Genomic DNA, 22,307 nt, shown 5'->3' on the forward strand with positions numbered 1-22,307 from the left:
GCTCCGGGTAAACACCATATAGTTGATATTGCAACTAGTTGGCATTTCAACCAAAATAGCGCCACCGAAACAGTCCAGCGCGGCGGCATTTCGGGCACGAACCACTACTGGAGACACACGATGAAATTCCACCGTCGCGCCCTTGCGTGCGCGCTCTTCGCTTCGGCTGCGCTGTCGCTCGCCGCCCCCCAGGCCATGGCGCAAAACGTGAAGGTCGGCATCATCGGGCCCTTCTCGGGACCGTTCGCCCACTACGGCTCGCTGTTCAAGGCAGCGGCGCAAGCCTATGTCGCAAGCCAGGGCGGCAAGCTGGCCGGCCAGAACGTCGAGTTCATCTACCGCGACACGGGCGGCCCCAACCCGGCCCTGACCAAGACTTTGGTCCAGGAGCTGCTGGTCAAGGACAAGGTCGACTACCTCGGCGGCTTCGTGTTCACGCCCAATGCCATGGCCGTGGCACCGCTGATCCAGCAGTCGCGCACGCCGACGGTCATCTTCAACGCTGCGACCTCCGCCATCACCGAGAAGTCCGAGTACTTCGTTCGCACGAGCTACACGCTGTGGCAGGTCACGGTTCCTGCGGCGCAGTGGGCGGCCAAGCAGAACATGAAGAAGGTCGTGACCGCCGTCACCGACTACGGGCCCGGCATCGACGCCGAGACAGCCTTCAAGAGCGAGTTCACCAAGCAAGGCGGCACCGTGGTCGAGAGCATCCGTATGCCGATCGCCACCACGGACTTCGGCCCCTTCGTGCAGCGCATCAAGGCCAGTGGCGCACAGGCCGTCTACACCTTCTTGCCGGGCGGCCCGCCGAACCTCGGGTTCGTCAAGGCCTACAACGAGAACGGCCTGGCCAAGGCCGGCGTGCAGTTCCTCGGCTCGGCCGAGACCGACGAGTACGACCTGCAGAAGTTCGGCGATGCTGCGCTGGGTTTGACGACGGTCTTCCACTACGCGGGCGCGCACGACTCGTCCGAAAACAGGAAGTTCGTCGCCGCGCTCAAGAAGCAGGACCCGAATGCGGTCGCCAATTACGCATCGGTCGGCGCCTGGGATGGCATGTACGTGATCCACAAGATGATCGAGGCCACTGGCGGCAAGAAGGACGGCGCCAAGGCTATGGCTGCAGCGCGCGCGCTCGCCTGGGAAAGCCCGCGCGGGCCGGTGAGCATCGACCCCAAGACGCGGCACATCACGCAGAACGTGTACCTGCGCAAGGTCGAGAAGGCGGGCGACGCGCTGGTCAACAAGGAACTGCTGAGCTTCGGTGCGCAGACCGACTTCGGGCTGGAGAAGTGAGTTCGCGCGCGACGCGTCTCTTCTGACATTCCCGTGAACACCTTACTCAACATCCTCATCGACGGGCTGGCCTACGGCATGGTGCTGTTCGTCATCGCGGTCGGCCTGTCGGTCACGCTGGGCCTGATGCGCTTCGTGAACCTCAGCCACGGTGCCTTCGCCATGGTCGGGGGCTACTGCGCGGCCCTGCTCACACGCGAGGCGCAGTGGAGCTTTTGGCTGGCGGTGCCGGCCGCGGTCCTGGCGACGGCGCTGCTGGGTGGTTTGCTCGAAGCGCTCGTGCTGCGCCACCTGTACCGCCGAAAGGAACTCGAGCAGGTGCTGTTCACGATCGGCCTGAGCTTCGTGCTGATTGCCACGACCAATGCGCTGGTCGGACCGCAGGTGCAGATGATTCCGCTGCCGCCGCTTCTTTCCGGCTCAGTCGACCTGGGCTTTCGCACCCTGCCCGCGCAACGCCTGCTGGTGATTGGCGCCGGCTGCGCCGTGGCGGCGCTGGCCGCGTGGACGGTGTCGTGCACCCGCTTCGGCATCTGGCTGCGCGCGGCCGTCGACCACAGCGGCACCGCATCGTCGCTCGGCATCCCGATCCGCACGGTGCAATGCGCGAGCTTCGCCGCGGGTGCCGCGCTGGCCGGCCTGGGCGGCATCCTCGGCGCCGAGCTGATGCCGCTGGAGCCCTACTACGCGCTCAAGTACCTCGTGCTGGTGCTCGTGGTCGTCTCCGTCGGTGGCATGGGCTCCATCACCGGGTCCCTGCTGGCGGCCGTGCTGCTGGGCGTCATCGAGACGGCCAGCAAGTACCTCGCGTCGGAATGGGGAAGCCTGTTCTTCTTTGTCGCGATGGCTCTTCTTCTGGCCTGGCGTCCCAACGGTCTGCTGAAACGATGAACACCATGACAACCCTCACTCCGGTGCTCGCCGCGGCACCCGGCCAGGCCGCGGCACCGCGATGCGCGCCGGCTTGGCGTGCGCCTCTCGGTGTCCTACTGGTCGGCATGGCCGCCTGCGCCTTGATGCCGGACCAACTGGGCCTGATGACGCGGATCTTCATCACCGCGCTCTTCGTGCTGTCGCTGGACCTGGTCGTGGGCGTCGCGGGCCTGGCCACACTGGGCCACGCCGCACTGTTCGGCATGGGCGCCTACGCAGCGGGCATCTTCGCGCTGCAGGTCCATCCAGACCCGCTGGTCGGCCTGGCGGTCGGCATCGCCGCCGGCGCGGGTCTGGCCGTGTTGTCGGGGGCGTTCCTGCTGCGCTTTCAGGGCTTCACATTCCTGATGCTGACCGTCGCGATCTCGCAGATCCTGCTTAGCCTGGCGCAGAAGGCCCGGCACTGGACCGGCGGCGACGACGGCTTGTCGGGCTTCGTGATGGGGCCGCTGCTGGGGCGCTTCGAATTCGATCTCGAGGGCCGCGTCGCGGCACTCTATGCACTGGTGGTGCTGGCCGTGCTTTTCTATGTTGCCCGGCGGATCGTCGACTCGCCTTTCGGCCTGGCCGTGCGCGGCATCCACGAGAACCGCGCCCGCATGGCGGCACTGGGCACGCCGGTGTTCGCGCGACTGTGGGTGCTCTACACCGTCGCCGGCGCGATGGCCGGCGCCGCGGGGGCTTTGTCGGCGCAGACCAATGCGGTGGTCGGCATGGACAGCCTCTCCTTCGCGTTGTCCGCCGAAGCGCTGGTCATGCTCATTCTGGGTGGCGCCGGGCGGCTCACCGGCGCGCTGATCGGCGCCACGGTGTTCACGGTGCTGCATCACACGGCAGCCTCCATCAACCCGTACCACTGGCTATTCGTGGTGGGCGCCTTGCTCATGCTGGTGGTCCTGGTGTCGCCGGCCAAGGCCTGGGCCTGGTTGCGTCGCCGCAGCGGAGGTGCGCGATGAGTGCACTGCTCGAACTCAAGTCGCTGGACAAGCGCTTCGGCGGGCTTCACGTGACGCGCCATGTGTCGTTCGCGCTGCAGGCCGGCGACCGGCTGGCATTGATCGGCCCCAACGGGGCCGGCAAGACCACGCTCGTCAACCAGATCAGCGGTGTCCTCGCGTCCGACAGCGGCGAGATCTGGCTGCGCGGACAGAACGTCACGCAGTTGAGCCAGGCCAGGCGCGTGCGCGCCGGCCTGGCCCGCACCTTCCAGATCACGACGCTGGCACCGCACATCGCTGTCCAGCGGCAGATCGAACTCGCGCTTTTCGAACGCGAAGAAATGACCGGCCGCATGTGGCGCAGCATCGATGCCTACCCTGCCCTGCAGGCGGAGGCGCAAGGCATCCTGATCCGCTTCGGTCTGCGCGCCCATGCGGCCACGGCCACGCAAGACCTCGCCTACGGCGAGCAGCGCCTGATCGAAATGGCACTGGCGCTGGCGCTGCGACCGCAGGTCGTCCTGCTCGACGAACCCATGGCCGGCGTGCCCAAAGGCGACGGCGAGCGTCTGCTGGCCGCGCTGGATTCGCTGCCGGGCGACCTGGCCGTGCTGATCATCGAGCACGACATGGACCTCGTGTTCCGCTTTGCCAACCGGATCGTGGTGCTGGCCGAAGGGGCCGTGCTGGCCGATGGCTCTCCCGACGACATCCGCCGCGACCCCAAGGTGCGGGCCGCCTACCTGGGAAACTGAAATGCCCAAATCCCTGCTCGAACTCGAGGACGTGGTGGCCGGCTACGGCCCCGACGACCGTGCTCAATGGCCTTTCATTCGAGATGGCGGCGCGCGAGCGCCTGGCCATGGTCGGACGCAACGGCGTCGGCAAGACCACTGCGCTGCGCGCCATCATGGGATTGGTGCCGCTGCGCAGTGGCCGCATGAGGTTCAGGGGCCAGGATATCTCCGCGCTCGCACCGCATCAGCGTGCAGACCTCGGCCTGGGCTACGTGCCGCAGACCCGCGACATCTTCCCTTCGCTGACGGTCGAGGAGAACCTGCTGGCCGGGCTCAAGCGGCGCCCGCGCAGCGCACTGGACGAGGCCTACACGCTGTTTCCCCGGCTCGCCGAGCGACGCCGCAATGGCGGCGCCCAGCTTTCGGGCGGCGAGCAACAGATGCTTTCGGTCGCCCGTGCACTGCTGGGCCAGCCTTCTCTGCTGCTGTTGGACGAACCGCTCGAAGGCCTCGCGCCGCTGATCCGCCTGGAGCTGCTCCAGGCCTTCCACAACCTGAGCGAGCGCACCGGCATCGCTGTCGTGATCGTCGAGCAACAGGTCGACGAGGCACTCGGCTACGCCGAACGCGCGCTCATCCTGGACCACGGTGCCGTCGTCCACAGCGGCAGCGCCTCGGCGCTGCTCGACGACTCCCAGACGCTGGAGCGCTGGGTCGGCATGGCCGTGCACTGAAGACGCAAACCACGCGATGAACACCATGACGAATGAACTGATGCTGCGTGTCGCGCGGCGTGTCGAAGAAGCCGACGGCGTGTGCAGCTTCGAACTCGTGCCGCAGGACGACCTCGTCTTGCCTGCTTTCTCGGCGGGCGCACATATCGATGTGCATGTGGCGCCCGGCTTGATTCGGCAGTACTCGCTGAGCAACGATCCCGCCGAACGCGACCGCTACCGGATCGCTGTGCTGCGAGAGCCGGCCTCCCGTGGCGGATCGGCCGGCATGCACGACAGCGTCCGGGCCGGTGACGTCCTGCGCGTGGGTACGCCCCGCAATCACTTTCCCCTGGTCGATGCGACTCGCAGCCTTCTACTGGCCGGCGGCATCGGCGTGACGCCCATCCTGGCCATGGCGCGCGCCTTACATGCGCAAGACCGGGATTTCGAGATGCACTACTGCGGCCGCAGCGCAAGCCGCATGGCGTTTTCTCGAGGAGCTCGCGTCCGCCGCTTTCGCCAGCCGCGTCGTCCTCCATGCCGACGACGTGCCGGATCAGAAGTTCGACGCCCGAGGCGTGCTGTCGCAGCCCGCTGGCGACACGCACCTGTACGTGTGCGGGCCGAACGGCTTCATGGAGCACGTCCTCGAAACCGCCAGGGCCCTCGGCTGGCCGGACACGCAACTGCACCGCGAGTATTTCACTGGCGTGGCCACTGCTCTGGCGACGGACGGCAGCTTCGAGATTCGCGTGGCGAGCACAGGCCTGAGCTGCCAGGTGCCCGCCGGCAAGACAGTCATCGAGGTGCTGGCAGCGCATGGCGTGGAAGTGCCGACGTCCTGCGAAGCCGGCGTGTGCGGGACATGCCTGACGCGCGTGCTGGAAGGCACACCCGACCACCGCGACAGTTTTCTCACCGACGCCGAGCGCGCCGCCAACGACCAGTTCACGCCCTGCTGCTCCCGGGCCCTGTCCCCGCTGCTGGTGCTCGACCTCTGATCCGCCCGCCCCTTCAAGGAGAACCCCCGATGACCACGACCTGCATCCCCATCAAGAACGCCGCCGACAACGCAGACATCCGCCGCTTTCCGCTCGACCAGTGGTACGTGGCCGGCTTCTCGTCCGAACTCACCGACAAGCCGGTCGCGCGCACCTTCCTGAACCAGAAGGTCGTACTGTTTCGCACCGGCGAAGGACACGTCGCTGCCTTGGAAGACCGCTGCTGCCACCGCTCGCTGCCGCTGTCGTGCGGGACCGTCGAAAGCGCCGGCGTGCGATGCGGCTACCACGGCCTGCTCTACGCGCCGAACGGGCAGTGCATCGAGATTCCCGGCCAGGAGCGGGTTCCGTCCAAGGCCAGGGTGAAGGCCTATCACGTCGTCGAGAAGAACAAGATCATCTGGATCTGGATGCCGCGCGACGAAGCGGCCCCGCCCACGCGCACGGCGCCGGACTATCCGTTCCATGACGATCCGCGCTACAAGTTCGGCAGCGGCAACTACCACTACCAATCGCCGTGGCAACTGATCCACGACAACCTGCTCGACCTGAGCCACCTGGGCTATGTCCATCTGCAGACCATCGGCGGCGACGCCAAGCTGCACATGAACGCGCCGATGAAGGTGACCTCCGAAGGCGAGCAGGTCAAGGTCGTGCGCCTGATGCCCGACTCGGCGCCGCCGCCCACCTACCGTGCGGCCTGGCCCTTCGGCGACAAGTGCGAACGCTGGCAGGAGATCGAATTCGACGTGACGCACCTGCGGATCTGGACCGGCGCGGTCGAACCCGGCACCGATGCCATCGACGACCCCGACCGCGGCGGCTTCCACATGCGCGGCTTTCACGGCATCACGCCCGAGACCGACGAGACCTGCCACTACTTCTGGAGCATGGCCAGCACCAGGCATCCCGACATGCCCGACAACATCGACGCCGTGGTCCAGCAAACGGCGTTCACCTTCGATGAAGACCGCACTGTCATCGAGGCGCAGTACCGGAACATGCGGGCATTCGGCGACAAGGCGAGCTGGATCGACATTCACGTCGATGCCGGTGCCAACCGCGCCAGGCGCATCGTTGCCGAACTGCTCAGGAAGCAGGCAGTCGCAGAGTCCACCGAATCCTAGAACACGGCCAGCCTGTGAGTCCGCAGCGCATCCCATCGTGAATGCCGACGCCATTGCGGACCACCGAGGGACGCTACAGTGGCGACAGCAACTCTGGTTCTCTTCCGATGCCTCGTACCAAGACCCCATCCGCGCGAAAGACCGCCTCGAAGGCCGCGACAGGTGATGTGATCAATCTCGACAACTACGCCCCCGCCTATCTCACCTGGATCGCCAACAAGCTGTCCAGCGGCGCTTCGCAGGCCTACCTTGCCGCCTTCGACGTCGGCATCGAAAGCTGGCGGGTGCTGGTGCTGCTGGCCATCGAAGGCTCGATCTCGGCGCAGAAGGCCTGCGGCATCATCGGCATGGACAAGGCCTCGATGAGCCGCTGCTTCAAGAGCATGCAGGCGCGCGGCTTCATCGAACTCAGCCTCGACCCTCAGGACGGACGCGCCCGCATCGCAACGCTGACGCCGGCCGGCCGCACGGTGCACGACCAGATCCGGGACATCGCCATGGAACGCGAACGTGCGTTCCTGTCGGTCCTGTCGGCGGCCGAGCGCAAGGTGCTGCTGGACCTGCTGCGCCGTCTGCACGAAAACCTTCCGGCGGTCGAGGCCGCCACCCGCGATCATTTCAGCCGGCACCACCCTCACGCATTGCAGCGGCGAGGGCCCAAGGATTCGGAGTCCTGAACACTCTCTTCGCCCCCGTTGGGTGTTTTTGCAAGAGGAAGCGCCGGTTAGGAGTTCATGGCCGCATTCCTGGACACCAAGCGTAGCGCTTCCGTGACAGCCATCGTGTTCATGTCACCGAATACGATCAGCACCGTGTTTCACAAGAATGCTGTGCTGCTGTAAGAGGGGCAACTAGAACATGCGACAGTCGGTCCGAACGACAGCTACGCAGCGATTGCGACCGTCCGGAGTCCGCCAGCGAAAGGCTGCTCCGCCCTGCAACGCAGCCGTTGCAGCTAAACGCTTTGCACGCGCCCGGCGAAAGGGAAGCGCGATAGATACTTTTTAAGGTGGATGACGGTCTGCTCGGGGTAGTGCACGCAGAGCGAGGATTTCCATCCTTGCTACAAACAACCTCAACGATTCACTCAGCTCTTTGTCCGCGACGCCAGTTGGCGCGCAAGCGCATCGTGAGCCCGCGTTGCAGCTTGCCCATCCACCTTCGTGGCCAATACCTTCGTTAACTGATCCAGCTGGCCCGCCGTGATGCCCACATTCATGCTGAAGCCCATGTGTGCCTGCAGTTGCGCGTCAGCCCCCGGCAACGCCGACAACATCCCGACGGTTGCGAGTTCGCGACTTTGCCAATCGAAGTTATCGCGCTCAAAGATGGCACCAAACAGATGGCTCTTCAGGTACTGATCCACCACTGGCGCGAAGTCATAGATGGCGCCCTTTGCGGGACCGCCCAGCAGCTTGGTCTGGTTCGCGGTGCCTGCCGCGAGCAGCGCTTCGCCGGTTGGAATGGGCCTTCCAGGCAGCTGCCCTTGTGCATCCTGTATGCCGCGTTGCTTGCGTGCTTCGACGACCTTCATCAGTTCGTTCAAAGCGTTCAAGCTGCGCGGAAATCCTGCGTAGGCGTAGAGCTGGATGAGCACTTCCTTCGCATCGTTGACGGTCAATCCGGCGTCCAGGCCCTGATTGAGCGCGGTAGCGAGCCGGGCCATGTCACCAGAAGCGCCGAACGCCGCGATCGGAACGATGGCCTGCTGGCGCATGGAGAGGGTATCGGACGCAGACTCCCGCTGCGTCGCCGCTGAGGTCTGTCCATGCGAGGGCGCATGCTCCATCATGGCCACAGCGCCGATTGCCAGGCCGAGGGCAAGCTTCGAGAAGCGCTTAACGTGTTGTGTACTGTTCATCGCTGACTTTCTCCATCCATTCGACGTTCTTTCCATCGAGCATTCCTGTCACCGCAAGATGTGTCATCGCCACTGCAGGCGATGCACCGTGCCAATGCTTCACACCCGGCGGGCACCAGACGACATCCCCGGCTCGTAGTTCCTGAACGGGCTTGCCCCACTCCTGTGTGCGCCCTACACCTGAAATGACGACCAGCCGCTGTCCGGCAGGATGGGTGTGCCACGCAGAACGTGCACCCGGCTCAAAAGTAACGTAGCCGCCGCTTGCGGTAATCCCGCTGGTGGCGGGCCAGAGCTGATCGACCCTGACGCGACCGGTGAAGGCCGCCTCAGGACCAGCCACGGATGGCGTGGTTCCCGCGCGAAAAATCTGCTGGGCTGTGATGGGCACGGCGGGTTCCACGGCGTAAGCCGCGCAGGCCTGCGCCATCCAAAGACATGCGCCCAAGGCGCGAAGATGGTGGTTCAAATGGGACTCCTTGTTGATCTGAAACCAGCTCAAAGAAATAGCTCAGCCATGCGTTGTGGCAGTGGCCGCCGGGCCTGCGAAATACTCTGCATCGGTAACGTGCGTCAGCCATTCAACATTCTTGCCGTCGAGCGCTTCCTGCACGGCAATGTGCGTCATCGCAGTTGTGGCGGTCGCGCCGTGCCAGTGCTTGTGGCCGGGCGGGCACCAGATGACATCTCCCGCACGAATCTCGACGATCGGCTCGCCTTCGCATTGGGTCCACCCGCAGCCCGCTGTGACGATCAGTGTCTGGCCCAGTGGATGGGTATGCCAAGCTGAACGCGCACCGGGCTCGAAGGTGACGCTGGCGCACGACGTGCGCGCAGGCGGCGGCGGGTTGTTCAGCAAGTCGATGCGGACGGAGCCAGTGAAGCATTCAGCAGGGCCCTTGGCGGATGCTCGAGTGCCGGGACGGATGAGTTTCATAGGAGGTGCCTTTGCATTCGCCCCACTGTATTTCTGCGCCGGTTTTCTGAGAAGACTGCAAAATCAGCATGCACCTGTGCAAAACAATCACCAATGGCCAAAGAAAACCTGAACGATCTGCAAGCATTTGTGGTGGTCGCTCGCGAGCGGAGTTTCACCCGAGCGGCAGCGCAAATTGGTCTTTCGCGCTCGGCGTTGAGCCACGCGATGTTGGGGCTGGAAGCGCGGCTGGGCGTGCGGCTTCTAACGCGAACCACCCGAAGCGTTTCGACCACGGAAGCCGGCGCGCGTCTGCTCGACACGGTGGCGCCGCGTCTGCAGGAGATCGAGGCCGAACTAGGTCAGCTCAGCGCGATGCGCGACAAACCGGCCGGCACGGTGCGCATCACCGCACACGACCACGCCATCGGCACCGCGCTCTGGCCTCGCTTGATGCCCTTGCTCAAGCAGTACCCCGACATCCAGATTGAGTTCAGCGTCGACTACGGCTTCACCGACATCGCGGCGCAGCGCTTCGACGCCGGCGTGCGAGTCGGCGACCGCATCGACAAGGACATGGTGGCCGTGCGAATTTCGCCCGACATGCGGATGTCGGTGGCTGCCTCCCCTGAGTACTTGGCAGGCAAGACATCGCCGAAGACGCCGCAGGACCTGACCGAACACCGGTGCGTGAACCTGCGCCTGTCGACGCGCGGCAACCTGTACGCGTGGGATTTCGAGAAGGGTAGAAAGTCGGTCAACGTAAAGGTCGACGGGCAGACCATCTTCAACAGCACGGCCCTGATGCTGCAGGCAGCGCTCGACGGCCTGGGCTTTGCCTATGTTCCTTACGACCTGATGAAGCCACACATTGATGCAGGCCGACTGATTCCGGTGCTGGAAGATTGGTGGCCGACCTTTCCGGGCTATCACCTCTACTATGCGAACCGGCGCCAGATCGCGCCGGCGTTGGCGCTGGTGATCGAGGCGCTCAGGTATCGCAAACCCGAGCGAACTGCTTTTACCGCGAAGCGCTGAAGCGCAATGCCTTTACCACCAGCGAAAAGGCCGGCGACGGCTGCCGCTTGCTGGGGTAGTACAGGTGGTAGCCGGCGAACTTGGGGCACCAGTCCTGCAACACGCGAACCAGCCGCCCCGAGTCGATGTGCGCCATCAGCTCGTCTTCCGGCAGCAGCGAGATGCCGAGCCCGGCCAGCGATGCGTCGATCTGCGGAGGCGCGGTGTTGAAGATCAGCGGCCCATCCACGCGGACGTTGACCTTTCGGCCACGCTTCTCGAAGTCCCACACATAGAGTCCGCCCGATGTTGGCATGCGCTGGTTGATGCAGGCGTGCTTCGTCAGATCGGCCGGCGTCTTGGGGATGGAATGGACGGCGAAGTATTCGGGCGATGCCACCACCGCCATCTGCAACGGTGGCCCGATCGGCACCGCGATCATGTCGTTGTCGATCGTGTTGCCCATGCGCACGCCCGCATCGAAGCGATCGGCCACGATGTCCCGAAAGCTGTAGTTCATGTCGAACTCCAGCTTGATCTCCGGGTACTCGCGCAGCAGCGGCGTGAGCTTGGGCAGCAGCACCGTGTGCAGCACGTTGTCGCCGCAGGTGATGCGCACGGTGCCGGCGGGCTTGTCGCGCAATTCGGTAAGCGCGTCGAGTTCGGCCTCGATCTCGTCGAAGCGGTGGCCGATCGCCTTCATGAGTCGCTCTCCAGCCGATGTAGGTGCGACGCTGCGTGTGGTGCGTGTGAGCAGGCGGATCTGCAGGCCTTCTTCCAGGCCGCGGATCGCCTGGCTGAGCGCCGATTGCGTAACGCCCAATGTGCCGGCCGCTTTGGTGAAGCTGCCTTCGCGGGCCACCGTCACAAAGGCCAGGAGGTCGTTGAGATTGCGTCTTGGCATGTTGGTCTTCGCGAGGCGTGCACTGATTAGTGAGGGTAATAAATGTATTAAGCATTCATTACCTAGTCAATTTCCTCGTCGATCGGCAGACTTGCCGTAAAGGAACATCGACCATGAAAACCCAAACAGACACCCCTTCCGATCGCCGCGAATTTTTGAAGATGGCTGGCACCGGCGCCGCTGCCGCCGGCATGTTGTCGACGACTGGCGCCACATTGGCAGCGGCGCCGAAGAAGAGGACCCGGTTGTCAAACGGCGCAGACAATTTCTACACGAGCGACGAAGTCACCGTGCAAAAGGTCAGCTTCAAGAACCAGTACCAGATGACCATCGCAGGAAACCTCTTCCTTCCCAAAAAGCTGGACCGCAAGAAGCGCAGCCCGGCGATCGTCGTCGGTCATCCCATGGGGGCGGTGAAGGAGCAGAGCGCGAACCTGTACGCGACCAAGATGGCGGAACAGGGCTTCGTGACGATTTCGCTGGACCTCGCGTTCTGGGGCGGCAGTGACGGACAGCCGCGCAATGCAGTCTCGCCCGACATGTATGCCGAGAGCTTCAGCGCTGCAGTCGATTACCTTGGCAGCCAGGCGCTCGTCGACAGGCAGCAGATCGGCGCCATCGGCGTGTGCGGCAGCGGCAGCTTCGTCATCAGTGCAGCCAAGATCGATCCCGCGGATGAAGGCCATCGCTACGGTGAGCATGTACGACATGGGCTCGGCCAACCGCGATGCGCTGAACCACTCGCAGACGGTCGCTCAGCGCAAGCAGATCATCGCTGCGGCCGCCGAGCAACGGCAGGCGGAGTTCAACGGCGGCGCTGTCCAATACACCGGCGGAACGGTGCTCGCGCTGGCAGCCGACACGCATCCCATCCAACGCGAGTTCTTCGATTTTTATCGCACGCCGCGCGGCGAGTTCACCCCCAAGGGCGCATCGGCGCGCACCACCACGATGCCGACGTTGACCAGCAACGTGAAGTTCATGAACTTCTACCCGTTCAACGACATCGAGACGATCTCGCCTCGGCCGATGCTGTTCATCACTGGTGACCAGGCGCATTCCAGGGAGTTCAGCGAAGACGCCTACAAGCGCGCCGCCGAACCGAAGGAACTGCTCATCGTTCCGGGCGCCGGCCATGTGGATCTGTACGACCGCGTCACGCTGATCCCTTTCGACAAGCTGACCTCGTTCTTCAACAAGCACCTCGTTGGGGCGAGCGCCTGATGACGGCACAAGCCATTGGTGCGTCGGCCGGCAGCGCCGTTTTGGACGAACGAAGCGAAGCGCAGCCAGCCCACTGGGGCGGAGTCTTCGCGATGACGCTGTGCGTCTTCGCACTGATCGCCTCGGAGTTCATGCCCGTCAGCCTGCTGACGCCGTTGGCGACCGACCTCAAGGTCACCGAAGGCATGGCGGGGCAGGGCATCGCCATCTCCGGCGCCTTCGCGGTGCTCACCAGCCTGTCGATCTCGGCAATCGCCACGAGGATCGACCGCAAGGCACTGCTGCTGTCGCTGACCGCGCTGATGTGCCTCTCGGGGGCCATCGTCGCGCTCGCACCCAACTACCTGACCTACATGGCGGGCAGAGCGCTGATCGGTGTCGTGGTCGGTGGCTTCTGGTCCATGTCGGCGGCCACCGCCATGCAACTCGTGCCACCGTCCAAGGTGCCGCGTGCACTCGCGATCTTCAACAGCGGCAATGCGCTGGCCACGGTCGTGGCGGCGCCGCTGGGCTCCTTCCTCTCCTCGGTCATCGGGTGGCGCGGCGCGTTCTTCTGCCTGGTGCCAGTCGCGGCGATCGCATTCGTCTGGCAGTGGTTCAGCCTGCCGGCCATGAAGGTACAGCCACGTTCGCGTGGCTCGGGCAATGTCTTCAGGCTCTTCAAGAACCGGCTGGTCGTGCTCGGCATGTTGGCAGTTGGCATCTTCTTCATGGGGCAGTTCGCGCTGTTCACTTACCTGCGGCCGTTCCTGGAGACAGTGACGCAGGTCGATGTGTCAGCGCTGCCGCTGGTGCTGCTGACGCTGGGTGTCGCTGGCTTCGTCGGCACCACGGTCGTCGGCCGGTTTCTGAAGCTCGGGTTCTACGGCACGCTGACGATCATTCCGGTGCTGATGGCCGCGATCGCGGTAACGCTTATCGCCGTGGGAGGCTCGGTGTCTGCCACGACGGTCCTGCTGGGCGTCTGGGGCCTGGTGGCAACCGCAGCGCCGGTCGGCTGGTGGCTGTGGATCGCACGCACGCTGCCGCAAGACGCCGAAGCCGGCGGCGGGCTCATGGTGGCGGTGGTGCAACTCTCCATCGCGCTCGGCTCCACGGTGGGTGGCCTGCTGTTCGACGGCAGTGGCTACCGGAGCACCTTTGTTTTCAGCGCCGGCTTGTTGCTGATCGGCGCGTTTCTGGTTGTCTTGACAGCGCGTGCTGACCGCACGAAATCGACATGACCCAAAGCCTCGTTCCTTTCGCCACGACGGTCAAACCTCGCAGACGGTGGCGCCTGCACCTCGCGGGCCTGTGCATCGGCCTGCTCGCTGTCGGTGCCAGTCACGCCGAGTCACGCATGTGGATGACCGTCGGCGAACGTCGCATGGCCGTGACCCTGGCCGATACGGAGGCCGCCCGTGCGTTCGCTGCGCGACTGCCGATGACGCTCGACATGACCGATCTCAACGCCAACGAAAAGAAGTTCGACTTGGCGAAGGAGTTGCCCGCGAACGCTAGGCGACCGGGAACGATCCGCAACGGCGACCTCATGCTGTACGGCACGAGCACCGTAGTCGTCTTCTATCTGACCTTCGATTCGCAGTATTCGTACACGCGTCTGGGTCGGGTGGACGACCCGGCCGGGTTGGCGCAAGCGCTTGGACAGGGCAGCGTCAAGGTCGGATTCTCAAGGCAATGAAGACTCAACGCAGCCCGCGGCCTGAAATTCATTAGCTGAAGTAATAAAGGCATTAAGCATTTGTCACGTAGTCGACGCGCGGCGTGTTTGACACAGTCGAACGCGGCAAAGAACAACCAAAAAAGCCCGCAGACGGCTTCGCAGCGCACGGTCAAGCACGGCCCGGCCAACACGCACCGCGATGAGCTGGCGAACTGCCACCGCATCCCATTTTGAAAGGACACCGTCCATGCCCCACGAAATCAAGAATGATCTCCCGTCCGAACTCAATGCGGACGAAGCGGCACTGCTTCGAGAGATGCCCGCACTCAACGACGTGGGTCAAGCGCGACGCACGTTCATGATGCAGACCGGCGGCGGTGGCGTCGGCCTCTTCGCCGCCAACCTGCTGGCGACCGAATCTGCGCTCGCGCAGATGCCGCCTGTGCCCGGCGCGGCCTCCGCGCCCGTCGTCGCGCAGAACGTCGTGAAGGTCAGCTTCCTGGTCAACGGCACACCGCATGCGCTGGACATCGACTCACGCGTCGTGCTGCTCGACGCGCTTCGCGAGCGCCTTGCGCTGACAGGCTCCAAGAAGGGGTGCGACCAGGGCCAGTGCGGCGCCTGCACCGTGCTGGTGGACGGACAACGCGTCCTCTCCTGCCTGACGCTGGCCGCTACGCTGCAGGGCCGGGAGGTCACGACCATCGAAGGACTGGCGAAGGGAGACCAGCTGCATCCTATGCAGGCGGCCTTCATCAAGCACGACGGCTTCCAGTGCGGCTACTGCACGTCGGGCCAGATCTGCTCCGCAGTCGGCATGCTGGGCGAAGCGCAACGCGGCCAGGTCAGCCACGTCACCGAGAACGTCGGCAAGACCACCACGCGCCTGACCCACGACGAGATCAAGGAGCGCATGAGCGGCAACATCTGCCGCTGCGGTGCCTATCCGGGCATCGTCGCGGCGATTCAGGAGGTGCATTCGGGCCGGCAGGCCGCACAGACCTGGGGCTTCGCCACCGAGACGCAGCTGGCGATGACCACGACACCCAGCAAGGAGGACGGCCATGCGACCGTTTGAGTACGTGCGGGCAACGGATGCCACGTCCGCGACCGCCGCCATGTCGGCCCTGCCGCAAGCCAAATACCTCGCGGGCGGAAGCAATCTGCTGGACCTGATGAAAGAAGACGTCGAGCGCCCGACGCGCCTGGTCGACATCACCCGCCTGCCGCTGCGCGACATCCAGCGCACGCGCGCCGGCCTCTCTATCGGGGCCCTGGCCACCAACACAGAAACGGCCAACCACCCGCTGATCCGCGAGAACTACCCGCTGCTCACGCAGGCGATCGTCGCGGGCGCCTCGGGTCAGCTGCGCAACATGGCCACCAACGGCGGCAACCTGTTGCAGCGCACGCGCTGCAACTACTTCTACGACACATCCATGCCGTGCAACAAGCGCGAGGTCGGCAGTGGCTGCGGCGCGCGCGAGGGCCTCAACAAGATCGGCGCGATCCTCGGCTGGAGCGAAGCCTGCGTCGCGACCTATCCCGGCGACATGGCCACGGCGTTGTACGCACTCGATGCCAGGGTGCGTGTGCGCGCGCCGGACGGCCGCGAGCGGCTGATCGCCATCACCGACTTCCATCGGCTGCCGGGCGACACGCCGCAGCGCGACAACAACCTGGAGCATGGAGAGTTGATCGTCGCGATCGAGCTACCCGTGTCCGCGGGAGACTTCGCGCGCAACTCGCACTACCTGAAGGTGCGCGACCGCGCCTCGTACGCTTTCGCGATGGTCTCCGTGGCCGCCGCGCTGGACATGGACGGCAGCAGGATCAGGCAGGCGCGCGTGGTGCTGGGCAGCGTCGCGCACAAGCCCTGGCGCAGTGCCGAGGCCGAAGCGGTGCTCGTGGGCCAGCGTGCCGACGAGGCCACATTCCAACGCGCTGCCGAAGCCGCGCTGCGCGATGCGCGTCCGCTGGCGCACAACGCCCACAAAGTGGAACTGGGTCGCCGTTCTGTGGTGCGGGCGCTGATGCGCGCTTCGCGCCTGGCGTGAAGAAGGGAAATCACATGGCACGCTATCTAGGCAAGGAAACGACCCGCGTCGACGGGCTCGCCAAGGTCACCGGCAAGGCGAAGTACACGGCAGAGTTCCAGATCCCGAATGTCAGCTACGGCTTCATCGTGCTGAGCACGGTGGCCAAGGGCCGCATCACCGCCATCGACACGCGCCAAGCCGAACAGGCGAGCGGCGTGATCCGTGTCTTCACGCATCTGAACGCGGGCAGGCTCGGTCCGGCACCCGCGGCCGGTGCAGCACCAGCGTGGTCGTGGCCGCTGCAATCGGACCGCGTTTTCTTCAACGGCCAGCCGATCGCGCTGGTCGTGGCCGAGAGCTACGAACAGGCAAGGTATGCGGCGCGGCTCGTCAAAACGACCTACCAGACCGAGTCGCACAACACCGACTTCTCGACGGTGCTGGACCGCGCGCAGCCGGACCCCGCCACGGCAAAGGGCACGCCCCGCGGCAACCCGGTCGCCGCGATGCAGGCCGCGGCGGTCAAGGTCGAGGCGGAGTACCGCATTCCGATCAACCACCACAACCCGATCGAGCCGCACGCGGCCATCGCGCTCTGGCAGGGCGATCAGCTCACGATCTTCGACAAGACGCAAGAAGTCTTCGGCGTGCAGAAGCATCTGGCAGAACATTCGCGTGGTGTCGCCATTTGTCGGTGGTGCCTTCGGTGCATCGCTCAAGCCGAACTACTACCCGTCGTTGACGGCGATGGCGGCGCGTGAACTCAAGCGCCCGGTCAAGGTGGTCTACACACGCACCCAGATGTTCACCGGACACGGTTACCGGCCAAACACCATCCAGAAGATCGCGCTGGGCGCCGACCGCAACGCCAAGCTGACATCGATGATCCACGAGGCGTTTCACAACACCTCGTCGTTCGAGGCGTTCTCGGATTCGACCACCGGCTTCACGCGGCAGCTCTACGCCTGCCCCAATCTTCATGCGCCGCTGAAGGTCGCGGCAACGGATCTGGCCACGCCGACGTGGATGCGCGCGCCCGGCGCGGTGAGCGGCATGTTCGCGCTGGAATGCGCCATGGACGAACTGGCCTACACGCTCAAGATCGATCCGATGGAATTGCGGCTCGTCAACTACGCCGAAGTCGATCCTGAAAGCGGCAAGCCCTTCTCCAGCAAGGCGTTGCGCGAGTGCTATCGCCTGGGTGCCGAGAAGTTCGGCTGGAAGAACCGCAAGGCCGAGCCACGCTCGATGCGCGACGGCCGCCTGCTGGTGGGATGGGGCATGGCCTCCAGCGTGTGGGGTGCGATGCAGATGCCCGCCAGCGCACGCGTCATCTTCCGTGCCGATGGGACCGCGAGCGTGACCAGCGCGACCAGCGACATCGGGCCGGGCACCTACACGGTGATGACCATGATCGCGGCCGAGTTCCTCGGTCTTCGGCTAGACCAGGTGCATTTCGAGCTAGGCGACACGCGGCAGCCGAAGGCGCCGGCGCAGGGCGGCTCGTGGACAACATCCAGCGTGGGTTCGGCGGTGCGAGGTGCGGCGCTCACCATCGTCGCGAAGCTGCTGGATCTTGCGAACCGGGATGTAGCGTCGCCGCTGAAGGGCGCGAACGCAGCGGACGTGGAAATGCTCGATGGCGTCTTGCGCCTCAAGAGCGATCCGTCGCGCTCGGTCGTCATCGCGGAGGTCATGCGCCACACCGGCACGAGCGAGATCGCCGAGACCTACGACTCGTCACCGTCGCCCGAGCGCGCGAAGTACGCCTCGCTCGCGCACGACGCGCAGTTCGTCGAGGTGAAGGTCGATCCGGACCTGGGTACGGTAAAGGTCACTCGCGTCATCGAGGTCACGGCCTGCGGCAAGATCCTGAATCCGCTCGCCTCCCACAGCCAGGAGATCGGTGGCGTGGTCTGGGGCATCGGCATGGCACTGGAAGAAGCGACCGAGATCGACCACCGCTACGGCCGAATCATGAATGCCAACCTGCAGCACTACCACGTGCCGGTGAACGCCGACATCCATTCCATCGAAACCATCTTCGTCGAGGAAGAAGACACCATCGTCAATCCGCTGGGCGTGAAGGGCATGGGCGAGCTGGGCATGGTGGGGATTCCCGCCGCCATCGCCAACGCGATCTTTCATGCCACTGGCAGGCGTGTGCGCGATCTTCCGATCACACCGGAGAAACTGATTTGACTACGCCGAGCGACAGACCACCTGATGCAATTAATTCTTCTGGCTCAACGAGACAAAAGAGCGGAATGAAGCTCAACATCGTCGTTGACGGTGCTGTCGTTGCAACTGGAGAGCTTGACACCAGTCCAAGTGCAGCGGATTTCGCCTCGCTTCTTCCCATGACGCTGCATTTCCAAGACTACGAGGCAACAGAGAAGATCGCAGATCTGCCGCGCAAGCTTTCAACTGAAGGCGCCCCGATTTCGTATACGCCGTCATCGGGGGACATTTGCTTCTACGCTCCGTGGGGAAACATTGCTTTCTTTTACCAAGATGGCGCATCTTCAGACGGACTGGTACGCCTTGGGCGTCTTCAATCAGGGCTTGATCGCTTAAGCAAATGCAATCAAGACAGTTTGGTCGCGGACCTGTACTTGGTCTAAGTTGGAAAAGGCCGCTGGCAATCCGAGGGCAGCGTTTCGAGGAGCGCTTCAGATTGAGCCAGTCCATTGCGACGTCATCGCGACTGGCCGTTTTCAGCGCCGAAGCTGTCGTTCGATGGGATCGTTGCCAACGACCGAGAACAGTCTAAACCTGCCTCTCGGCGCCGAGTTCCCGGTACTCGACTGCCCCCTCTGCGATCTTGATGGCACCCCCTCTCACGAGAGCCGCCATTACACCGGCCACCTTTTCAGGCGTGGGATCCGGCCCAAAACGCCATTGAATTCTTTTCTCGAGTGAGGTCAAGGTCTTGGGCTTCCCTGCTTCCGCGAAGTCCTTGAGGATCTCCAAATAGATCTGGTCGACCGATTTCGATTTCTTGTTCCTCGCGGCAAGCCGAATAGATGCGGCAGCCAGACGGTCCGCTGCGATCTTGGGAGACAATGACGGCGTCTGCCGAGCAGGCAGGGATCGGGCTTCAGCGGGCGCAGGCCCCAGGTCTTCCACGCGCTCGACCCGCCGGCCCTTCGATCGCGCATGCACGATAGCGGGGTCGTAGTCGCCATCCGCCGCAACGATCACGAAACGCGCCCCCGGCTCGTGGCGCCCGACCAGATAGCCCAGGTAGAGGACCAGATGGAAATCCAGCGAGTTCTTGCCCGGCCTGGAGATGTCGACAAGAGACACTCGATCACCCAATTCCATGTACGGCGCGAGCAGTCCGATCTCGTGCTCACCATAGAAAACCCAGGCCTCGCCATTCGAACCCATCCACGACGCGACATCCTCCGGCGCTGGATGCCGGTTCTGCAGATCGATCAACAGATAGGTCTTGCTCATTGCCCGACGGCGTTGGCGATCAAGAGCCGCGAAGTCGCGCGCGTCGCACCGACGTAGAACAGCCGCATCTCTTCCAACGGGTCGTGATCGTCCTTCGCGGCTCCCCGCTCCCGGCCTGCGACAGCCTGAAGCGCCCCCATCACTGCAACCACCGGAAACTCCAGACCCTTGCTGGCATGCAGCGTCATCACCTTGATGGTGTCCGCACCAGGGTCGAAATCACGCGTGCCCTTGCGCACCTTGTGCGGCAGCCGGCGGCGCGCCAGCGCGCGGGCGCATTCGTCCATCAGCGCCCAGCTCCGGCACAGCACCGCCATGTCGCCCCAGGCATGCCCTTCGTTGTGCGCACTGGCCATGAGCTCCGCGATCCGGTCGGCCTGCGCCCGGGTGGTCGGCAGGTCGATGACGATCGGCTCGGGCCCGTCCCTGCCGCAGCTCACCGGCTGGACGATCGGAACACCGTCGTCGTCCTTCTCCTGGGGCCGCAGGAGCTCGGTCGCCATCGCACTCGCCGTCTGCAGGATCTGGCGGGTGTTGCGGTAGTTGATCCTCAGGATGGTCGTGCGGCCCTGCGCCTGCACACCCACGCTCTTGAAGCTGAAGGGCTTGCCGCTGCGCTTGTCGTAGATGCTCTGGGCATCGTCATAAAGTAACAGCAGGCTGTTGGTCGCGGGATCGACCATCTGGGTGACCAGCTTGAGCCACTCGGGCGCGAAGTCGTGGCCTTCGTCGACCAGCACCGCCAGGTACTGGCCCGACGGAATCATCTTGCGGTCCACACCGTCGATGACGTTGTGCACCATCTGTTCCATCTTGGCGCCCACCGGAAGGTCGTTGGGCGGCAGCGGCTGGCCGAACGCCACGAGCTGGTCCCGGCACCATTTGTGGAAATGCCGCACCTGGACACGCTCGGCCAGCCCCTTGGCTTGCATCGTCGCCTGCAGCTTGACCGCCAGCGGCTCGTTGTAGCAAAGCACGAGCACGGGCTTGTGCGCATCGCTCGCGGCCTTGGCCAGGTACTCGGCGCGGTACCCCAGGATCATGGTCTTGCCCGATCCTGCGACACCGTGGATGACCCGGTGGCCGTCCCCCAGGCTGCGCGCCAGCTGCTCCTGCTGCAGATCCATCACCCGCAGAAGGTCGGGAATCGTCGCCTGCTCGTCCGCATCGTCGAAAAGCGCCCCCTGCTGCGGCACCCGCACTTCGGGAAACAGGTTCCAGCGCACTCGGTCGATCTGCGGCAATGACAGCGTCCCGCGCATCAGCACCGGGAACATGTCCCAGAGCCGGCTCTGGAAGTCCTCCGGCTCGGCGTCCTCCAGCATCTCGTCGGAACAGATCACACGGTTGGGTTCGATCGCGCTGCCGAGCCCCGCGGCCTCGAACTGCTTGCGCGTGATCCGGGTGAAGACGACGCCATAGCTCCATGGGAAGGTGAGCATGCCCTTCCATTTGCCCTCGTGCTGGACCAGTTGCGCGTCGCGCTTGAGGGCATCAACCACCTGCAGCGCCTGGTGCCGGGCCTGCTCGACCGGGTTGGGCACGCGCTTGGGAACGCCGTCGGGCACGATCGTCCAGTCGCCGCGACTGGCCTGCTGGATCGTGTCCAAGCGCCAGTCCTTGGTTTCCAGGATCAGCAGACCCCGGCTGGGGTGCAGCACGACGAAGTCGGGGTGGCATTGCCTGGGCCCGATGGGGACGTCGTACCACAGCAGGTAGTCCTCATCGAGTTTCTGCTGCAGTCGCTCCGCCAAGCGCCGCTCGCCCGAAGTCATCCGGGAAACGCAGGTGCTCAACGCAGGAATCAGGACAGCCATGGAAGATGCGATCGCCCCGGGCGGCTCGAACAAAAAGGTGAAACGCAAACTACAGTAACAGGCGGATACGGTCAATTGCAGTGCCTATCAACCGGCGCGGGAAACTCCCAGGCATGCATGCTGTTCAAATACACAGTCATGTATAAAATATCAGCATCCAGGCGCTAGCCTCCACCGCGCACTGCGATCCCGTCTGCGTGGAGGAAAAGGAACAAGCATGTCCAGGAACACCAAGCAAACATCCCCGACCGTCGCTTCCGTCGCGGGCAGGACACTCGGAAACGCTTCGGCCAGCGGCATCCAACGCTTGCTCGCGGGGTCTGCGCTGCGACAAAGCGGCCGCCCCGCGCAGACCGGGGCCAAGACGGAAGACCGAGCTTCGCGCGCACTGGACAACCCTCACGCGTCCAAGGTGACCAAGACGCTTGCCGGAAGCGTGGTATCTCAGTCGAACAAGACGCGTTAGACCGCCGCCCGCGGTCCCGCGCGCCCTCCGCGACGCACGGACGCGACGCACGGACGCGACGCATATGCATGCGCCTGCATGATGTGATCTGCCACTGGATGGGATCTGATCGGACCAACCATGATCGGATCCCATGACCGCATTCGCCGCCGGTCCACCTTCAAGCCCCCAAGCCGCGACCTGACAG

Annotated in this window: 19 protein-coding genes and 4 pseudogenes; 17 read left to right on the forward strand and 6 right to left on the reverse strand. The window is 64.5% G+C overall.

Translation table 11 applies throughout. The annotated features are described in order from the left end of the window. The first annotated feature begins 120 nt into the window (after positions 1-120). The 8 genes and pseudogenes from ACHMXA_RS32475 to ACHMXA_RS32510 all read left to right on the forward strand — a co-directional run bounded on the left by ACHMXA_RS32475 (position 121) and on the right by ACHMXA_RS32510 (position 7,428). Positions 121-1,299, forward strand: coding sequence for an ABC transporter substrate-binding protein (locus ACHMXA_RS32475; protein WP_395322565.1), 1,179 nt, complete (start codon positions 121-123; stop codon positions 1,297-1,299). Positions 1,300-1,332: 33 nt separating this feature from the next. Next, positions 1,333-2,190, forward strand: a complete 858-nt coding sequence (locus ACHMXA_RS32480) for a branched-chain amino acid ABC transporter permease (RefSeq protein ID WP_095946463.1) — start codon at positions 1,333-1,335, stop codon at positions 2,188-2,190. 5 nt (positions 2,191-2,195) lie between these two features. Further along, complete coding sequence (locus ACHMXA_RS32485; protein WP_395322567.1) at positions 2,196-3,188, forward strand: branched-chain amino acid ABC transporter permease; 993 nt, start codon at positions 2,196-2,198, stop codon at positions 3,186-3,188. Then, a complete protein-coding gene (locus ACHMXA_RS32490) occupies positions 3,185-3,925 on the forward strand; it encodes an ABC transporter ATP-binding protein (RefSeq protein WP_395322569.1) in 741 nt (246 codons plus the stop codon). Before ACHMXA_RS32485 ends, ACHMXA_RS32490 begins: the two co-directional genes overlap by 4 nt. Position 3,926: 1 nt before the next feature. Next, positions 3,927-4,641, forward strand: a pseudogene (locus tag ACHMXA_RS32495) (ABC transporter ATP-binding protein). A gap of 40 nt (positions 4,642-4,681) precedes the next feature. Beyond that, positions 4,682-5,624 (forward strand): annotated as a pseudogene (locus ACHMXA_RS32500) (PDR/VanB family oxidoreductase). A gap of 29 nt (positions 5,625-5,653) precedes the next feature. Beyond that, a complete protein-coding gene (locus tag ACHMXA_RS32505) occupies positions 5,654-6,751 on the forward strand; it encodes a Rieske 2Fe-2S domain-containing protein (protein WP_395322571.1) in 1,098 nt (365 codons plus the stop codon). 107 nt (positions 6,752-6,858) lie between these two features. Beyond that, positions 6,859-7,428: a MarR family winged helix-turn-helix transcriptional regulator gene (locus ACHMXA_RS32510; RefSeq protein WP_395322573.1), complete on the forward strand. Its 570-nt coding sequence runs from the start codon at positions 6,859-6,861 to the stop codon at positions 7,426-7,428. A gap of 410 nt (positions 7,429-7,838) precedes the next feature. On the opposite strand, the gene ACHMXA_RS32515 is transcribed toward ACHMXA_RS32510, so the two are convergent. The 3 genes from ACHMXA_RS32515 to ACHMXA_RS32525 all read right to left on the reverse strand — a co-directional run bounded on the left by ACHMXA_RS32515 (position 7,839) and on the right by ACHMXA_RS32525 (position 9,549). Further along, a complete protein-coding gene (locus ACHMXA_RS32515; RefSeq protein ID WP_395322575.1) occupies positions 7,839-8,612 on the reverse strand; it encodes a carboxymuconolactone decarboxylase family protein in 774 nt (257 codons plus the stop codon). Next, positions 8,590-9,042, reverse strand: a complete 453-nt coding sequence (locus tag ACHMXA_RS32520; RefSeq protein WP_395322655.1) for a cupin domain-containing protein — start codon at positions 9,040-9,042, stop codon at positions 8,590-8,592. Before ACHMXA_RS32520 ends, ACHMXA_RS32515 begins: the two co-directional genes overlap by 23 nt. A gap of 81 nt (positions 9,043-9,123) precedes the next feature. Continuing rightward, positions 9,124-9,549 carry a cupin domain-containing protein gene (locus ACHMXA_RS32525; RefSeq protein WP_395322577.1) on the reverse strand — a complete coding sequence of 142 codons (426 nt, stop codon included), beginning with the start codon at positions 9,547-9,549 and terminating at the stop codon, positions 9,124-9,126. A 93-nt stretch (positions 9,550-9,642) separates the two neighbouring features. Between ACHMXA_RS32525 and ACHMXA_RS32530 the strand changes: the two genes are divergently transcribed. Then, the gene (locus ACHMXA_RS32530; RefSeq protein WP_395322579.1) at positions 9,643-10,566 is read left to right on the forward strand and encodes a LysR family transcriptional regulator; all 924 of its coding nucleotides are present in this window, start codon (positions 9,643-9,645) and stop codon (positions 10,564-10,566) included. Here ACHMXA_RS32530 and ACHMXA_RS32535 read toward each other — a convergent pair. Next, entirely contained in the window at positions 10,550-11,449 is a 900-nt protein-coding gene (locus ACHMXA_RS32535; protein ID WP_395322581.1) for a LysR family transcriptional regulator, read from the reverse strand. The genes ACHMXA_RS32530 and ACHMXA_RS32535 overlap by 17 nt on opposite strands. 161 nt (positions 11,450-11,610) lie before the next feature. Here ACHMXA_RS32535 and ACHMXA_RS32540 point away from each other — a divergent pair. The 7 genes and pseudogenes from ACHMXA_RS32540 (at position 11,611) to ACHMXA_RS32570 (ending at position 18,999) form a co-directional block, all read left to right on the forward strand. Beyond that, positions 11,611-12,673: pseudogene (locus ACHMXA_RS32540) on the forward strand (alpha/beta hydrolase). After that, positions 12,673-13,896, forward strand: coding sequence for an MFS transporter (locus ACHMXA_RS32545; RefSeq protein WP_395322583.1), 1,224 nt, complete (start codon positions 12,673-12,675; stop codon positions 13,894-13,896). Before ACHMXA_RS32540 ends, ACHMXA_RS32545 begins: the two are co-directional and overlap by 1 nt. After that, positions 13,893-14,354, forward strand: coding sequence for a cyclophilin-like fold protein (locus ACHMXA_RS32550; protein WP_395322585.1), 462 nt, complete (start codon positions 13,893-13,895; stop codon positions 14,352-14,354). Before ACHMXA_RS32545 ends, ACHMXA_RS32550 begins: the two co-directional genes overlap by 4 nt. Positions 14,355-14,583: 229 nt before the next feature. Further along, positions 14,584-15,414: a 2Fe-2S iron-sulfur cluster-binding protein gene (locus ACHMXA_RS32555; RefSeq protein WP_395322587.1), complete on the forward strand. Its 831-nt coding sequence runs from the start codon at positions 14,584-14,586 to the stop codon at positions 15,412-15,414. Further along, positions 15,401-16,393, forward strand: coding sequence for an FAD binding domain-containing protein (locus ACHMXA_RS32560; RefSeq protein WP_395322589.1), 993 nt, complete (start codon positions 15,401-15,403; stop codon positions 16,391-16,393). The genes ACHMXA_RS32555 and ACHMXA_RS32560 overlap by 14 nt, the downstream gene beginning before the upstream one ends. Before the next feature lie 108 nt (positions 16,394-16,501). Continuing rightward, positions 16,502-18,574 (forward strand): annotated as a pseudogene (locus ACHMXA_RS32565) (molybdopterin cofactor-binding domain-containing protein); the annotation flags it as partial. A gap of 68 nt (positions 18,575-18,642) precedes the next feature. Beyond that, the gene (locus ACHMXA_RS32570) at positions 18,643-18,999 is read left to right on the forward strand and encodes a cyclophilin-like fold protein (protein ID WP_395322657.1); all 357 of its coding nucleotides are present in this window, start codon (positions 18,643-18,645) and stop codon (positions 18,997-18,999) included. A gap of 145 nt (positions 19,000-19,144) precedes the next feature. Here the strand turns inward: ACHMXA_RS32570 and ACHMXA_RS32575 are convergent, their stop codons facing one another. Together ACHMXA_RS32575 and ACHMXA_RS32580 are read right to left on the reverse strand one after the other, a co-directional pair. Next, on the reverse strand, positions 19,145-19,837 hold the full coding sequence (locus ACHMXA_RS32575) for a PIN domain-containing protein (RefSeq protein WP_395322591.1): 693 nt from the start codon (positions 19,835-19,837) through the stop codon (positions 19,145-19,147). Further along, positions 19,834-21,654, reverse strand: a complete 1,821-nt coding sequence (locus tag ACHMXA_RS32580; RefSeq protein ID WP_395322593.1) for a DEAD/DEAH box helicase — start codon at positions 21,652-21,654, stop codon at positions 19,834-19,836. Before ACHMXA_RS32580 ends, ACHMXA_RS32575 begins: the two co-directional genes overlap by 4 nt. 217 nt (positions 21,655-21,871) lie before the next feature. On the opposite strand from ACHMXA_RS32580, the gene ACHMXA_RS32585 reads away from it, so the two are divergent. Then, positions 21,872-22,120 (forward strand): hypothetical protein, encoded by a 249-nt coding sequence (locus tag ACHMXA_RS32585; protein ID WP_395322595.1) that lies wholly within the window; start codon positions 21,872-21,874, stop codon positions 22,118-22,120. Positions 22,121-22,307: the final 187 nt, after the last annotated feature.

Origin of the sequence: Variovorax sp. UC74_104 (genome assembly GCF_044055375.1) — a bacterium.
Classification (GTDB): Bacteria; Pseudomonadota; Gammaproteobacteria; order Burkholderiales; family Burkholderiaceae_C; genus Variovorax.

What these genes read in the sequence shown, in the direction of transcription:
- ACHMXA_RS32475 (WP_395322565.1), top strand. Translation starts at nt 121, where the DNA reads ATGAAATTCCACCGTCGCGCCCTTGCGTGCGCGCTCTTCGCTTCGGCT.
- ACHMXA_RS32485 (WP_395322567.1), top strand. Translation starts at nt 2,196, where the DNA reads ATGACAACCCTCACTCCGGTGCTCGCCGCGGCACCCGGCCAGGCCGCG.
- ACHMXA_RS32490 (WP_395322569.1), top strand. Translation starts at nt 3,185, where the DNA reads ATGAGTGCACTGCTCGAACTCAAGTCGCTGGACAAGCGCTTCGGCGGG.
- ACHMXA_RS32505 (WP_395322571.1), top strand. Translation starts at nt 5,654, where the DNA reads ATGACCACGACCTGCATCCCCATCAAGAACGCCGCCGACAACGCAGAC.
- ACHMXA_RS32510 (WP_395322573.1), top strand. Translation starts at nt 6,859, where the DNA reads ATGCCTCGTACCAAGACCCCATCCGCGCGAAAGACCGCCTCGAAGGCC.
- ACHMXA_RS32515 (WP_395322575.1), bottom strand. Translation starts at nt 8,612, where the DNA reads ATGAACAGTACACAACACGTTAAGCGCTTCTCGAAGCTTGCCCTCGGC.
- ACHMXA_RS32520 (WP_395322655.1), bottom strand. Translation starts at nt 9,042, where the DNA reads ATGGCGCAGGCCTGCGCGGCTTACGCCGTGGAACCCGCCGTGCCCATC.
- ACHMXA_RS32525 (WP_395322577.1), bottom strand. Translation starts at nt 9,549, where the DNA reads ATGAAACTCATCCGTCCCGGCACTCGAGCATCCGCCAAGGGCCCTGCT.
- ACHMXA_RS32530 (WP_395322579.1), top strand. Translation starts at nt 9,643, where the DNA reads ATGGCCAAAGAAAACCTGAACGATCTGCAAGCATTTGTGGTGGTCGCT.
- ACHMXA_RS32535 (WP_395322581.1), bottom strand. Translation starts at nt 11,449, where the DNA reads ATGCCAAGACGCAATCTCAACGACCTCCTGGCCTTTGTGACGGTGGCC.
- ACHMXA_RS32545 (WP_395322583.1), top strand. Translation starts at nt 12,673, where the DNA reads ATGACGGCACAAGCCATTGGTGCGTCGGCCGGCAGCGCCGTTTTGGAC.
- ACHMXA_RS32550 (WP_395322585.1), top strand. Translation starts at nt 13,893, where the DNA reads ATGACCCAAAGCCTCGTTCCTTTCGCCACGACGGTCAAACCTCGCAGA.
- ACHMXA_RS32555 (WP_395322587.1), top strand. Translation starts at nt 14,584, where the DNA reads ATGCCCCACGAAATCAAGAATGATCTCCCGTCCGAACTCAATGCGGAC.
- ACHMXA_RS32560 (WP_395322589.1), top strand. Translation starts at nt 15,401, where the DNA reads ATGCGACCGTTTGAGTACGTGCGGGCAACGGATGCCACGTCCGCGACC.
- ACHMXA_RS32570 (WP_395322657.1), top strand. Translation starts at nt 18,643, where the DNA reads ATGAAGCTCAACATCGTCGTTGACGGTGCTGTCGTTGCAACTGGAGAG.
- ACHMXA_RS32575 (WP_395322591.1), bottom strand. Translation starts at nt 19,837, where the DNA reads ATGAGCAAGACCTATCTGTTGATCGATCTGCAGAACCGGCATCCAGCG.
- ACHMXA_RS32580 (WP_395322593.1), bottom strand. Translation starts at nt 21,654, where the DNA reads ATGGCTGTCCTGATTCCTGCGTTGAGCACCTGCGTTTCCCGGATGACT.
- ACHMXA_RS32585 (WP_395322595.1), top strand. Translation starts at nt 21,872, where the DNA reads ATGTCCAGGAACACCAAGCAAACATCCCCGACCGTCGCTTCCGTCGCG.